We start from the raw sequence: 14,353 nt of genomic DNA, 5'->3' as shown, positions 1-14,353 counted from the left end.
CTCCCTGCCCCTCGGCCTTCATCCCCGGCCGGGAGGCCGAGGCTCGCCGCGGACCTTCGGTAAGCTCCGCGCCGTGGACACCCCTGAACCGTTCCGGGCGGATCTCGCGAGATCTGTCCGGTTGCTGCGCGCGTTCCGCCTGGAGCAGACCGATCCCGACTTCTTCTACGGCACGCTGGCCGCGGACACGGTGGCGCAGCTGGCGACGTACACCGAGCTGGCGGGGGCCACCGTGGTCGACGTCGGGGGCGGCCCCGGCTACTTCGCCGACGCCCTGCGGGCCGTGGGCGCGCGGACCGTGTGCGTGGACTGCGACGCCGGGGAGATGCGGCTGCGCGACGGCGAGCCGCCCCGGGACGCGCTGCTGGGCAGCGCGCTGGACCTGCCGCTCGCCACGGGCTCGGTCGACGTGTGCTTCTCGTCCAATGTCCTGGAGCATGTGCCGGATCCGCTGCGGATGGCGGAGGAGATGGTCCGGGTCACCCGTCCGGGCGGGATCGTCTACCTGTCGTACACGATCTGGCTGGGGCCGTGGGGCGGCCACGAGACCTCCCCGTGGCACTACCTCGGCGGCCACCGCGCGGCGCGGCGCTACGAGCGCACGCACGGCAGGCCGCCCAAGAACGTCTACGGCGAGAGCATGTACGCCGTCGGCGTCGCCGAGCCGCTGGCCTGGGCGCGCGGCAACAAGGACGTGCGCGTCCTGGACGCCGTCCCCCGCTACCACCCCCGCTGGGCCCGCCATGTCGTCCACCTACCTGGCCTGCGCGAGCTGGTGACCTGGAACCTGCTCCTGGTCCTGCGCCGCAGGTGAGCGCCGGCGGGCGAGCCAGATCGCGGCCACCACGCAGCCGCCGCCGAGCAGCCCGCCGCCCACCGGCACCACCGTGTCCACCAGCAGGATCCAGCGCCGGTAGAAGTCCGCGGTGTCCAGCGCGGCCAGGACGTCGCCCGCCGAGGTGCGGAAGACCGCGTCCAGGCCGGTCACGCGGGCACTCCCGTCGGCCGTGCTCAGCGTCTCCGTCACCTGGTCCTCGGTCCTGATGGGCAGACCGCTGACCGGTTCGATCCAGAACGTGCGCCGGATCTCGGCGTGCCGGGCGACGCCGACGTACCCCTTGCCCTTGAGGCCGAGCAGGCGGCGCGGCAGCGGCGCCTCCTCGCCGGGCACGAGCTGCCGTGGCGTGCGCTGCACGTAGCGGTAGGTCTCCACCTCGCCGATCAGCTCGACCCCGTCGAACGTGGCGCTCACGGGCCGGCGCAGGCGCAGGTCGAACAGCTGGTAGTCGCGCCGCGCCGCCTGGAACGGCCAGCGGAAGGCCTGCCCGGTCTGCTTGACGCGGGTGTCCTCGTCCAGGTACTCGCCGCAGCAGTTGACGATCTCGCCGCTGCGGCGGTCGAAGGCCAGGCGCCGCTCGTGGTAGTCCAGCCGCTGGTCCTCGGCCGTGGTCAGGGAGACGGACTCGCCCCACACCGCGCGCTCGGCGGTGCCCGCCAGCACGTCGCCGATCAGCCACCGGGTCTGCACCAGCGGGCCGACCTCGATCGTCATGGTGGCCGGATCGAGGTAGGTCGCGGACTCCGCCGTCGCCCTGGTCACGCTCTGCTGCTCCAGCGGCGTCCTGAGCACCTGGTCGGACACGTACAGGCGGAGCAGCGGGATGAGGGTCAGCAGGAAGGCGCCCAGGGCGGCCAGGAGCAGGGGCAGGTGTCTTCTCACGGCCGGGGCACCGCCTGTCCGGGGGTCACCGTGCCGAGGCACACGCCCGGCGGCACGTCGGGCACCGTGATCCGGTCGGCTCCCGGCTCGGCGAGCACGAAGATCTTGCCCACGCCGGTCCGCAGCTCCACGTCGGCAGGCCGCTCGGCCATCCAGAGCGTGACCTTGGTGTCCGCCTTCGCCGAGTAGTCCAGGCGTACCAGGGTTCCCGCCGGATGCCGGGCGCTGGTGTCCAGCGGCACCAGTACGGTCCCGCCGGTCACCGGCCAGCACCGGTCCGGCGTCCGCGGCGCGAGCGGCACCCCGGCGACCTCCATCGGCACCAGCCGGCCCTGGTCGTCGAAGACCATGCCGTCCAGCGCGGCGGGCGGCGCCTGCATCCTGGCCCGCAGCTCCGGTGCGGCCATCGCGCCCAGGACCCGGGAGGTGAGGCTGTAGTCCTGGTAGCTGCCGGGCATCACGTCGGCCGGCACGACCCGGTCGTAGACGACGACGTCCGGAGGCGCCTTCGCCAGCGCCGCGCGGGCCGTCTCGATGTAGTCGTGCCGCCGGTCCGCGCCCAGGTAGCTGCCGAAGATCGTCACCGAGACCAGCGACGCGCCCGCGAACACCCCGAGCACCACGCCGCACGCCCCGGTGACCCGCTCCCTGGCGGGCAGCGCCCTGCGGTACGGGTCCGCCTCGCCCCGGTGCGGCAGCAGGACGAGCCCGACGACCAGGGCGATCAGCGGGGCCGCGTCGGCGACGTAGTGGGTGTTCGTGCCGGCGAACGCGCCGAGCACGTGGACCCTGCCCCACAGGGCCGGCAGCGCGTCGGCGACCACGGCATAGCCGAGCAGCATCCCCCAGGCCGCCAGGGCCCGCCTGCGGTAGTGCCCGGTCACCGCCACCAGGACCACGAGGACCACCAGCGAGGCGATCACCGCGGCCGTCGGCGGCGCGGCCACCCCCCAGTCGTTGCCCGCGAACCACTTCCACGGCCCGCCCAGCACGGTGGTGGCCAGGGTCTTGCCGAGCAGTTCCCAGACGAAACCGGTGGCCTGCTCGAAACTCGGCAGGCCGCCGGTCTCGATGGCCGACCGCGACCGCTCCAGGTAGACCACGCCGAAGCCGGCCAGCACCCCCACGTGCATGAGCCAGGCGGCCCAGTGGCGGCGCAGCGCGCTCCTGAGCCCGCCGAAGTAGATGGCCGTCAGCGCGAACAGCACCAGCGGCACGGCGAAGCCCTTGACGAACCCGAGCAGCCCGAACAGCACCCACAGCGCCGCCGCCACGGCGTGCCGCAGCCGGCCCGAGCGCAGATAGTGCCAGTGGGAGGCGACCGCCATCGGCAGGGCGAGCTGCAGGAAGACCGTGTCGAGCCCGGCCGCCCACCAGGTCAGCGCGGGGACGGTGATCGGCGCGACCAGGAAGACCAGGAGCGGGGCGAGGATGGCCGGCCGGTTGCCGAGGACGACGCGCAGCATGCGGTAGACGGCCAGGCAGGCCAGCGCGTGCAGGATCAGCACGCCGCCCGCCGCGACCCCCCACTCGTACGGCGCCAGCCTGGCCGAGACCCAGGCCAGCAGGAAGCCGCCCGGCATGAAATGGCCGTAGTGCACGCGGGTCAGGTAGTCCAGGGAGAGTTCGTTCTGCATGGCCCTGGCCATGAACTCGAAGTCGTCCTCCTTGAAGTAGGCGTACTGGACGATGCTCGTCTTCCAGGCCATGACCACGGCGATGAGCGCGAGCGCGGTCAGCAGGACGCCGTGCCGCCGCAGCCCGCGGGCGGCGTTCGCGATCGGCGCCGGAATGGTGATCGTGATCGGTTCGCGCGTCTGGGTCATCGCGCTCCCGTCATGCTCGGGTCGCCCTCGGCGACGGGGGCGGGCGCCCTGACCCGCTCGGCCGGTCGCCGCCCGGCGGCCACCTCGACGGACAGCTGCGCCAGCAGGGGAAGGCAGAGGACCTGCGACCACAGGCCGCCACCGCCCACGGCCAGCCACGCCGCGGCGAGCAGGTAGAGGCAGATCCCGGCGTACGGCCCGGTCAGCAGGCGCAGCAGCCGCCCGCGCGGCCCCGCCCGCAGGTGATCGGCCTCACGCAGCGGCCGCAGCCAGGCGCCCAGCAGGTACGTGGCGGCGACGACGGCCACCCCGGTCACCCCGCCGACCCAGAAGCCGAGAACGGCGGTGAAGGGCATGACGAAGCCCGCGCGCAGCCTGACGGGCCGGCACGGCGCGAGGCGCGGCATCGGCCGGCGGTCCTTGACGAGCGCCAGCAGCAGGACGAGCAGCGCCAGCGCGCCGCCCGCCGCGAGGCTGGCACGGTAGGGGGCGTCGGGCACGTAGGTGAGGGTCACGGTGCCGGCGGTGTAGGCGGGCACGAACCAGGCCTGCCGCCAGCCGTCCAGCCGGACCGGCTTGAGCTCGGCGGCGCCGAGCGTGGCTCGCCAGCCCGCGTTGAAGTTCTCGTTGACGACCAGGTAGGAGTCGCCGGTGACGTTGACCTTGACCACCCGCTCGCCCGGTTCCCAGGTGTCCACCGGCACCGCGCTCATCGTGGCGGTCGCGGGCGCCGGCGCGCCGCCCCGGGCGGGGCGGACGATCGCGGACTCGACGCGGTAGGAGTCGCCGGGCCGCGTCGACAGCCGGTTCCGGCCGGCTTCCAGGGGGAGCCGCTCGCAGGTCTCGAACGTCACCGGCCTGCCGGTGACCATGTCGTTCAGCGTGCCGTCGGTGATCTCCGTGTGCACCGTCTCGCCGCCGACCTTGAAGGTGGGGCCGAACCCGCAGGGCAGCCTGAGCGGGAAGCCGTGCAGGGCGCTGAGCCGGCTCACCTTCGGCAGGGCGATGTCGCTGATCTCGATGGGCCGCCCGCCCGAGACGCCGAACTCCAGCTCGATCTTCTGGGCCGCCATGGCGGGGAACCTGACGATCCCCTCCTGGCCGACCCAGCTCTGCCTGACCCCGCCTTCGGCCCGGATCGTCACCTGGATCGGCGGCGCGCCGAGATAGGAGTCCGGGGTGATGATCCGCAACTGGGACAGCTGGATCCGGCGCTCCAGCTTGACGGTCAGCGTGGGCCGGGGGTCCAGCGGGTCGGCGAACCACACGGTCTGCGGGTCGCCGTCGAACGCCCACCGCCCGCCGGCCGCGCCGTGCGCGACCGCCGTCGAGGACGCCGTGACGCTCAGCGGGTCGCCCGGCAGCGTGCTGAGCCGCTCGATCGCGGCCCGCTCGGTGAGCACCGCCCGGCCGGAGAGGGCGTAGTCGCCGTCCTTCCTGGTGGTGAAGGTACGGTCGAAGCCGTGGCCGTCGTCGCCCAGGACCTCGTGGCCCTGCGAGCAGCTCCAGGTGAGCGACCCACGGACACAGCCGGCCACGTCCCCGGTCCTGCTCAACGCGACGGTAGCGGGCTCGTCCGCGGCGTCGGCCGGGCCTGCCTGCTTCGTGCCTGCCGGGTCGGCCGGGTCCGCGGCGGCGGCCGGGTCGGGGACGACGATCGTGCGGCCGGGGGTGATGCCGGGGATGACCAGCTCGCTGATCCCGACCCGGCTGCCGAGCGCGCTCGGCGGTTCGTAGGCGGTGCCGACGACCTTCACCCGCAGCCTGCCGGTGGCACCCTTCGGCACCACGAGCTCCTGCGGCTCAGCGCCCGCCCGTACGCTCTGGCGCAGCGAGCCGGCGTCGGTCTCCACGACCACCTCGGTGGGCGGCGGGCCGATCGGCCCGGCCTCGAACGAGACCTTGACCGTGGCCGGCTGGACGCGCCCGGTGAAGGCGACCTCCAGCCATTCCCCGACCGCGCCGTGCCAGCCGGTGGAGCGCCAGCTGGTGCGCGGATCGCCGTCGAGCGCGGCGAACGGCTGGCGGCCCGGCTCCCTGGCGCCGGCGGAGGCGCTGACGTCCGCTTCGGAGGAGGACGCCGTGACCCCGGCGATCCCGGTGAAGCTCGCCGTGGCCAGGTAGCGCGCCCAGCCGGGGTCGAGCAGGTCGTTCGCCGGCGAGTCGCCCTTGAACGGCTCGTCGGCGGTGAGCGTGGCGCCGCCGGCGCGCCGCAGGTCGGCGAAGGCCACCTCCCTGCGCCGCAGCGTGTCGGTCAGCACCGTGTCCTCGGCGGGCACCTGGACGGCGCCGTCGTCGTCGTTCAGCAGCACCGGCCGGTCGTCGGCCAGCAGGCCCTGCTCGGCCAGGTCGAGCACCGCCTCCGGGGCCCCGCCGACCCGCAGCGGCCGGTCGGCGTCCACGGTGCCGACCAGCGGCGCGGCCCCCTCCACCGCATAGACCTCGACCGCGGGGTAGGGCTGGTCCACCCAGGCGGCGGCCCTGCCGTGCTGGCCGACCCCCACGCCCGGCCCGAACTGGGTCACCCGCGTGATGCCCGGCGAGTCCTGCAACGCCTGGTGCACCCGGACGGGCCAGGCCGTGCCGATCGTCGCCCGGTCCAGGTCGTTGCGGACCACCAGGTGCGACACCCCGATGCGGCGCAACGTGGCCGCGAGCCCCGCCGAGCCCTCGCCGGCCGACAGGCGCTCGTCGATGGCCGCCATCAGCCGCGAGCCGCCCGCCGACCCCCAGGGCACGATGGTGTGGGTGGCCCAGCGGGCCTGCGAGAGCGGCTGCAGCGGCTCGTCCAGCGGGCGGCCCCACAGATACTCGCCGCGTTTGGCGCCGGGCACCGCCAGCACCATGCCGTCACCGGCGTTGCGGCCCAGCCAGGTGATGGCCTGCTTCCAGTAGTCGGGGATCGTGGTGAACCCGCCGGTCGGGGCGAGACCCGCGTACAGGATGGGCAGGCTCGACAGCGTCACCAGGCCGGCCGCGGCGACGGTCAGGTGCCGTCGCCAGGAGAGCCGGACCAGGTGCAGCGCGCCCGCGAGGCCGAGCGCCACGGGCAGCCGGATCAGCGCGTCGAACTTGTGCAGGTTGCGGAAGGCCGACAGCGGCCCGTCCAGCAGGTCGATCATGAACTGCGCGTGCGGGGTGCCGGGGTGGCCGGTGGTGATGACGATGACGCCGCACAGCAGGCTGATCAGCAGGAACGACCGCTCCGGCATGGCGCGGTAGGCGAGCCCGGCGCAGCCGAGGGCGGCGACGGCCGCGGTGACCACGATCAGCCAGGGCGCCGTCGACTGCTGGTGGGCGTCCGGCAGCCAGACCTGCCCGTCGACGGTCAGGAAGCTGAGCCAGCTCGACGTGCCGCGCAGCGCGTTGACCAGGGAGGTGACGCCGGTCGTCGCGGTGGCCGTCTCGATGAAGGGCAGGAAGGAGAAGATGTAGCGGCCCATGGTCAGCAGCGGGACGGCCCACCACATCGAGGCGAGGGCGACGAGCGGCAGCCACCACAGGATCAACCGGCGTTTGACCGGCCCGCCGCGCCTGGTCAGCAGGTACAGCAGCGGGACGACGAGGACGGCGAGCACCGCCACGGCGTTGACCCCGCCGCAGCAGAGGTAGGCCAGTGCGGACAGGGCGGCGGCCCGCCGGGGGGACAGCTCGCGCTTGGCTCCCTTCACCAGCGGCAGCAGGATCCACGGCAGCAGCGCGCTGGGCAGGAACTCCGAGGAGTTGATGCCGATCAGGGCCTGCGCGTGCGGCGCGAGCGCGTACCCGAAGCCGGCGATGATCCAGGCGGGCGGGCGCCCGATGCCGAAGGCGCGGGCCAGTTGCACCACGCCGAGGAAGGCCGTGCACAGCACCAGCGACATCCACAGCCGCTGGACCGTCCATGACTCCATGCCCAGGTTGAGGCCGAGGGCGTAGAAGGGGCCCATCGGGAAGAGGTAGCCGTAGGCCTGGTTCTGCAGGTGGCCGAAGTAGGCGCCGTCCCACAGGTGCAGCGCCCTGCCGAGGAAGCCGAGCGGGTTGACCGCCATGTCGAGCTTCGTCTCGGGGATGATCTTCTCGGTCGAGGTGTTGAACGCGATGGCGACGAGCAGGAGGCAGGCCGCGAGCAGACGCAGCCGGTGCCGGATCCGTGTCTCGAAGCTCTCGACCCTCAACGCCTTGGACGAGGCATCGGTCACTTGGAGGCTCCGCCACCGTCTTGGAGTTTCGTCACGATAAGTTCGGTTATGTTAGCCCCAGTTCGGGCCCAGGTAAATTCGCGCGCCCAGGCGCGGCAGGCCTCGGCCACCTCCTCGCGGCGGCACGGCGACGCCAGCTCCTCCAGCGCGCGGCCGACCACGTCGGCCAGCCTCTCCCCGTCCCGCACCAGCCACCCGGTGACGCCGTCACGGACCGAGTCACGCAACCCCGCCACGTCGTACGCCACCGTCGGCACGCCGAGCGCGGCCGCCTCCATCACGGTCAGCCCCCAGCCTTCGAACTCCGACGCCGTCACGTTGAGCCGGGCCGCGCCGAGCAGCGCGACCTTGCGCGCCTCGGGAACGAACCCGTGCAGCCGGACCCGGTCGCCGAGCCCGCCGCGCTCGATCCGCCTGGCCAGCCGCTCACGCTCCGGCCCGCGCCCGATGATGTGCACCGCCACCCCGAGCTCACCGGCGAGGTCCACGACCCGCTCGATGCGCTTGTGCCCGACCAGCCGCCCGGTGTAGACGATCGCCGGCTCGCCGGGCGCCTCCACCGGCGGCACCCGCTCGGGCACCACGCATCCGTTGGGCACGATGGTGATCGGGCCGAGCCAGCGCAGCTTGCCGATCAGCTCCTGCCGGGACGACTCCGAGACGGTGATCGTCACGCAGCGGCGGTAGAGCAGGCGGGCGACCGGGCCCTCGACGAAGCAGCCGAGCACGGCCAGCCACCTGGGCAGGAACGCGGCGAACTGCCGGTCGTGGACGTGGTGCACGAGGCAGAGCACGTGGGTGCGGCGGCTCACCACCACAGGGGAGAAGAACGGGATGCCGTTCATCGTGTCGATCACGGCGTGGAACTGCCGCCGGTGGAACAGCAGCCAGAGCGGCACCAGCAGATAGACCAGGAACGGGTTGCCCATCCTGCGCAGGCCGATGCCCTCGCGGACCTCCGTGCGGCGCTGTCCCCGCTGCCGGCCCGTCACGAACACCACCGAGGCTCCCTGGGAGAGCAGGAAGCGGCTGACCTGCCAGGCGTACTCCTCCGCGCCGCCCGCCGTCGTCTGCTGCGGCTCGCGGAAGTTCAGCATGGCGATCCGCACCCCCGCGAGCGGCCGATAGTCGCCCGGGGCGGCCGGTCGTGCGGTGTCCGCATGCTCACCGGCAAAGACCACCATCACTCCTCACTGCGGGCATGCGGGCATGGCGAAGCCACGCCCTGAGCTCAGTCGGCATGGCTTCGTCAGTGTGGTTCTCTAGGGGGGCAGGATTACCTGGTGCCGTAGTTGTACAGCGGCTGGTTCGCCGGAGTCGGCACCGGGGACGCGACGTTGACCACCGCTACAGAGGCTCCGACCGCCAGCAGAGCCCCGATGCCCAAGGCCGCGAGGATTCGAACCACAGAGCAACTCCTTCCACATCGGTGTGCAGTGCAGTGAGCCGAGACTAGAACGTGTTCCGGCTTGAAGCCAGGGTTTCGTCAAACCGTGATGATATAAGTTACCCTCTGGTACGACAGGAAAGTGCCGGTCAGCGCCTCAGCAGGACCAGGTCCGGGCCCTCGAAGACAGTCGTCCAGCCTGTGAGCCCAGATGGGAACCGGTTCTCAGTACCGACTGTGAGAACGTACCTGACATCGAGTCGCGCGGCGAAGTCGGGTCGTCCCAGCAGGTCACCCGCGCGGCGGTTCAGCGGATCCTCGCCGCGCACCCGCAGCCGGCCGCCGTCCGGCAGCCCGACGAGCAGCGTGTCGTCCCAGATCACCCGGCGGTCGAAGAGCTTGGTGGCCGGGTCGAGCACCACCCGGCCGCCGTTCCAGGCGAAGGCCCGATGCGCCCCCCAGGGCAGCGACAGCAGCGCGCCGGGCGCCGGGTCGGCGTTGACGATCCGCTGCACCTCCCGCCACTCCCGCGGGTATTCCACCGCCGCCAGTCGGCCGAAGGCGCCGGCGGCGAAGGTGGGCAGCACCAGCACCGGCGCCAGCACCCCGACCACCGCCGGGATTCCCGACCGCAGCACCGAGGCCAGGCCCACGGCGGTCAGCAGCACCAGCGGGGCCAGATAGACCTGGCCGTCCCGCAGCGGCCCGAAGCCCGGCCACAGTCCGATGAGCCACTTGAGCGGCCCCGGCGCGAGCGCGCCGAACGCGGCCACGCAGAACCCCGCCCCCGCCGCCACCGCCAGCCCGCGCCACCACCCGGGCCGATCCCCGCCGACGCGCAGCCGCGCGTACCCGAAGACCCCCACCACCACGACGAGCAGTCGTACGGTGGCCGACCACCACTCCCCCTGCCCCGGCAGGCCCGCCTCGGCCGTCCAGATCCCGCCGAGCGACAGCAGACTCCCCAGCACCCCGAACGGCCCGTCGGCCCGCGCCGCGAACGCGTCCACCCCCGCCGGATCCGTCACCGCCCCGGACGCCAACGCGGGAACCAGCCACGGCAGACTGGACACCCCCAGAACCCCCACCACGGGGAACACCCCGCGCGCCGACGTCCCGCCTGAAGCGGACGCCCCCCGCGCCCCACCCTCGACGGACGTCCCCCGCGCCCTGACCTCGGCGGGCGCGACCCGCGTGCCGCTTCGGAGGGCGGCGATCGGCAGGAGGGTGAGCGCCGAGACCAGCATCGCCTGGAACCCGCCGATCGCCGCGGGCAGCAGCGCCAGCGCCAGCCGGGGCCAGGGCAGGGCCGTCGCCCGCACCGCCCACGGCAGCCCCGCCACGCCGAGCAGCAGCGCCCACTGCCCGAGCATGAGCCGCTGGGCAAGGTAGATGTTCCAGGCGTAGAAGGCGGCGGCGACCAGCCTCGCGAGCCGCCGCTCCGGCGGCACCAGCGCCGCCGCGCCGCTCGCCGCGAGCACGAAGATCCCGACCAGGAACGCCTTCTGTACGACCTCCGCCGGCACCACCCGGGACAGCAGCGCCACCACGAAGTCGCTGGGCACGGCGCGGGGAAACCCCCCGGTGTCGGGCAGCAACGGCGGATCCGGCACGAAGAGCAGGTCGTACCGGAGCACGAACCCCCACCCGAGCGCCGGCCCGAGCGCCAGCACGGCCAGCCCCAGTCCCAGGAACGCGGGAGCCAGCCGCCACGCCCGCTCGCCACCCACCGCAGCCACCACCCGTCCCTGTCCCGGAGCCCTCCGGGAACAGGGAGGGTAGCGGCCCGCGCCCCGCAGGTGTTACTTGCCCGGCTCCGGGTCCCGGGGCAGGCTGAGCATGCGTTCGGCGATGATGTTGAGCTGCACCTCGGTGGTGCCGCCGTAGATGGTCATCGCCCGGGTCGCGAGCACCGCCCGGTTCCAGTAGCCGGGGTCGCCGAGCTTCATGTCGGCGGCCGTCACGGCGGCCGCGCCGAGCAGGCTCACCGCGGTCTCGGAGACGTGCTGGGCGTGCGCGGTCGACAGCAGCTTGCGCACCGAGGCGTCGGCGCCCGGCTCGGCGCCGGCGAGCTGCTTGAGCGTCACCCGCAGCGACAGCGCGCTGATCGAGTGGCCCTCGCAGATGACCCCCGCGACCTCGTGCGCCTCCACGGGCGTGAGCTCGCGGCCGAGCCTGCCGACGAGCCCGAGCAGGTCGGGGACCGAGGACCCGGTACCGCCCGAGCCGGAGGAGAGCGAGACGCGCTCGTTGGACAGCGTGTTGCGCGCCACCTTCCAGCCCGCGCCGACCTCGCCCACGACCAGGTCGTCGGGGACGAACACGTCGTCGAGGAAGACCTCGTTGAACAGGTTCTCGCCGGTCATCTCGGTCAGCGGCCGGACCGTGACGCCCGGAGCCTTCATGTCGACGAGGAAGTAGGTGATGCCCTCGTGCTTGGTGCCCTCGGAGGAGTTGCGGGCGATGCAGATGCCCCACTCGGCCACGTGCGCGACGGAGGTCCAGATCTTCTGGCCGTTGAGCCGCCAGCCGCCCTCGACCCGCTCCGCCTTCATCTGCAGCGCCGCCAGGTCGGAGCCGGCACCGGGCTCGGAGAAGAGCTGGCACCAGATCGTCTCGCCGCTGAGGGTCTTGGGCAGGAAGCGCTCCTGCTGCTCCTGCGTGCCGTAGGCGGCGATGGACGGCACCACCCAGGCGCCGATGATCATCTGCGGCAGCCTGACCTTGGCCGCCTTGAGCTCCTGTGCGATCAGCACCTGCTCCAGCGGCGTGGCGCCACGCCCCCACGGCCTGGGCAGGTGCGGCATGACGAAGCCGCGATCGGCCAGGGCCCGCTTCTGCTCCTTGCCCTCCAGGGCGGCGAGCTCCGCGATCTCCGCGCGCAGCGCCTCACGCACCGGCTCGGCGTCCTCGGGCAGGTCGATCTCCATCTCCCGGCCGACCCCCCGCAGGGCGAGGTCGGTGACGCGGGCGGCCCACTCGGCGGAGGAGCCGAGCAGCGCGCGCAGGGTGAGCGCGCGCCGGTAGTAGAGGTGGGCGTCGTGCTCGAAGGTGTAGCCGATGCCGCCGAAGGTCTGGATCGCGTCCTTGGCGCACTGCACGGCGGCGTCCGGGGCCATCACCCCGGCGATGGCGGCGGCGTAGTCCAGCTCACGGCCGCTCGCCCGGGTGGCGTCCCAGACGGTGGCGCGGGCCTGCTCCAGCGCGACGAGCATGCGCGACAGCTTGTGCTTGATGCCCTGGAACTGGCCGATCGGACGGCCGAACTGGACCCGTACCTTGGCGTAGTCGGAAGCGGCGGTGACGCACCAGGAGGCGAGGCCGGCGGCCTCGGCGCCGATCAGGATGGCGGCCAGGTTGCGCACGTCGGAGCCGGCGACCCCGTCCAGCACGCGCTCGGCGGGCACGGTCACGTCCGCCAGCTCCACCTTGGCCACGGACCTGGTGAGGTCCAGCGACCTGACCGGGGTGACGGTGACGGCGGCGGCGTCGAGGGCGATCCACTCCTCCCCGTCGGCGGTGACGACGGGCAGGACCAGCACGTCGGCCGACGAGCCGCCCAGCACGGGCTCGGCCGTGCCGGTGACGATCAGGGAGCCGTCACTCGCCCGCGTGCCGGTCAGGGCGCCGCTCAGGGCCAGCGCGCCGGTGTGGCTGCCGTCGGCCAGGCCGGGCAGCAGCTCGTGGTGCTTGGAGGCGTGGATGACCGCGCTGGCCAGCACGGTCGGCAGGTAAGGGCCGGGGGTCACCCGCTCGGCCAGCGCCTCGATGGCCACCGCGGCTTCCAGCAGCCCGTAGCCGGAGCCGCCGGCGTCCTCGGGCAGGTGCAGGCCGAGCAGTCCCTGCTCGGCGAGGCCGGTCCAGAACGCGGGCCGCTCGTCGGTCGCGGAGCGCAGCAGCTCGGCCGGGATGTTCCGGTCGGCCCAGCCGCTCACGGACTCGCGGAGCGCCTCGTGCTCCTCGCTCAAACCGATCGCCATGTGCATCCTCCAGGCAGGTCCCGTAGTAGCCAGAACCATATTCTAGAGGATGCTTCTGGCCTAGAGCGGACGGACTTTTGTCACCAAGGTATTCAGATCCGCCCAGTAGGCCTTGCCGGTCGCCGGGATGGACGCCACCAGCATGGTGGGTTTGGTCTTGCCGGCCTCCAGCACCGACACCAGGGCGCGGCCCTCCTGGCGCTTGCCCGCCAGCGTGTAGGTGACCTTGAAGCCGAGCGTCCACCCCTTGGCCTCAGGCGTCTTCTGGGAGCCGGCCCAGGCCAGCGTGGCGCCCTTGGGATACTGCGTGCGCAGCGTCCAGCGCGCGGCCCGTACGGCCAGCGCGCGATAGTCGGCGTCCTTCGACGGCTTGGTCTCGATGGCGCCGGGCAGCGGGGCCGAGGCGATCACCGTCTGCGGGACCGCCACCTTGCCGGCCCGCTGCGCGATCGAGAACGGCGCGTACGACCGGGCCGACCACGGCTCGCCGAGCCTCGGATAGCTGATGCCGCCGGCCTGGTCGACGATCGTGCCGGACACCACGCTGGCCTTCCCCGGCAGCTGGGCGAACGCCTGCTTCGCCGGGGCCGCCGGCACTGCCACCGGCGCGCCCCCGCTCGGCGGGACGGACGCCGAGACGGCCGAGGGCACCGGCTGCACCGGCACCACCGGCTCGCCCTCCGGCCGGCCGGGCACCTCGCCAGGGAAGATCACGAACACCAGCACCACGGCCAGAACGGTCGCCAGGATGGCGCCCAGCAGGTAGATGACCTTGATCGGAATGTCGCCGATCCGGCTGAGCAGCCCGCCCTTCGGCGGCGGTGGCGGAGGCGGGAACGGCGGCAGCGCGGGCGCCCCCTGCTCCGGAAAGACCGGCGGCCCGGCCGGCCGCGCGGAACCTGGGAGAGGCTCGGCCTTCGGAGCCTGCCGCGCGAAACCTGGCTCGACCTCCGGGGTCTGCCCCGCGGAGCCTGACTCGGCCGCTGGGGCCTGCCGCGCGGAGCCTGGCTCGGCCGCTGGGGTCTGCCGCGTGGGGCCCGAGCGAGGCGTCGGCGGGACGGCCTTGGGGCCCGTCGTCACCGGCTTCGGCTCGGTGTCCGGGGTGGGGTGGGGAACGGCTCCGGGCTGCACCTTCGGAAAGGTGATCGTTTCGTCCGTCGGCGGCAAAACGATCTTACGGAAGGGAGCGGTGGGAGCATCGTGGGTCTGATCCTGGTCGCCGACGTCCGCCATGGGTCGAGGCTACGTCACCCGAGGAA

General features: G+C 73.2%; 9 protein-coding genes. 1 reads left to right on the top strand and 8 read right to left on the bottom strand.

Annotated features, from left to right (window positions below):
• The first annotated feature begins 73 nt into the window (after positions 1–73).
• Entirely contained in the window at positions 74–814 is a 741-nt protein-coding gene (locus OHA68_RS21005; protein ID WP_225276960.1) for a methyltransferase domain-containing protein, read from the top strand.
• Here the strand turns inward: OHA68_RS21005 and OHA68_RS21000 are convergent.
• The 8 genes from OHA68_RS21000 to OHA68_RS20965 all read right to left on the bottom strand — a co-directional run bounded on the left by OHA68_RS21000 (position 755) and on the right by OHA68_RS20965 (position 14,327).
• On the bottom strand, positions 755–1,720 hold the full coding sequence (locus tag OHA68_RS21000) for a DUF3068 domain-containing protein (RefSeq protein WP_327109140.1): 966 nt from the start codon (positions 1,718–1,720) through the stop codon (positions 755–757). The genes OHA68_RS21005 and OHA68_RS21000 overlap by 60 nt on opposite strands.
• Complete coding sequence (locus tag OHA68_RS20995) at positions 1,717–3,546, bottom strand: ArnT family glycosyltransferase (RefSeq protein WP_327109139.1); 1,830 nt, start codon at positions 3,544–3,546, stop codon at positions 1,717–1,719. Before OHA68_RS20995 ends, OHA68_RS21000 begins: the two co-directional genes overlap by 4 nt.
• A complete protein-coding gene (locus OHA68_RS20990) occupies positions 3,543–7,727 on the bottom strand; it encodes an alpha-(1->3)-arabinofuranosyltransferase domain-containing protein (protein ID WP_327109138.1) in 4,185 nt (1,394 codons plus the stop codon). The genes OHA68_RS20995 and OHA68_RS20990 overlap by 4 nt, the downstream gene beginning before the upstream one ends.
• Complete coding sequence (locus OHA68_RS20985) at positions 7,724–8,911, bottom strand: glycosyltransferase family 4 protein (RefSeq protein WP_327109137.1); 1,188 nt, start codon at positions 8,909–8,911, stop codon at positions 7,724–7,726. The genes OHA68_RS20990 and OHA68_RS20985 overlap by 4 nt, the downstream gene beginning before the upstream one ends.
• 92 nt (positions 8,912–9,003) lie before the next feature.
• Positions 9,004–9,135 (bottom strand): hypothetical protein, encoded by a 132-nt coding sequence (locus tag OHA68_RS20980; RefSeq protein ID WP_327109136.1) that lies wholly within the window; start codon positions 9,133–9,135, stop codon positions 9,004–9,006.
• A gap of 128 nt (positions 9,136–9,263) precedes the next feature.
• On the bottom strand, positions 9,264–10,853 hold the full coding sequence (locus OHA68_RS20975) for a hypothetical protein (protein ID WP_327109135.1): 1,590 nt from the start codon (positions 10,851–10,853) through the stop codon (positions 9,264–9,266).
• Between the two features lie 63 nt (positions 10,854–10,916).
• A complete protein-coding gene (locus tag OHA68_RS20970) occupies positions 10,917–13,094 on the bottom strand; it encodes an acyl-CoA dehydrogenase (protein WP_327109134.1) in 2,178 nt (725 codons plus the stop codon).
• Positions 13,095–13,154: 60 nt separating this feature from the next.
• Positions 13,155–14,327 carry a hypothetical protein gene (locus tag OHA68_RS20965; protein WP_327109133.1) on the bottom strand — a complete coding sequence of 391 codons (1,173 nt, stop codon included), beginning with the start codon at positions 14,325–14,327 and terminating at the stop codon, positions 13,155–13,157.
• Between the last annotated feature and the right edge of the window lie 26 nt (positions 14,328–14,353).

Source organism: Nonomuraea glycinis (assembly GCF_035920485.1).
GTDB lineage: Bacteria > Actinomycetota > Actinomycetes > Streptosporangiales > Streptosporangiaceae > Nonomuraea > Nonomuraea glycinis.
This window is presented reverse-complemented; position numbering and strand designations above follow the sequence as displayed.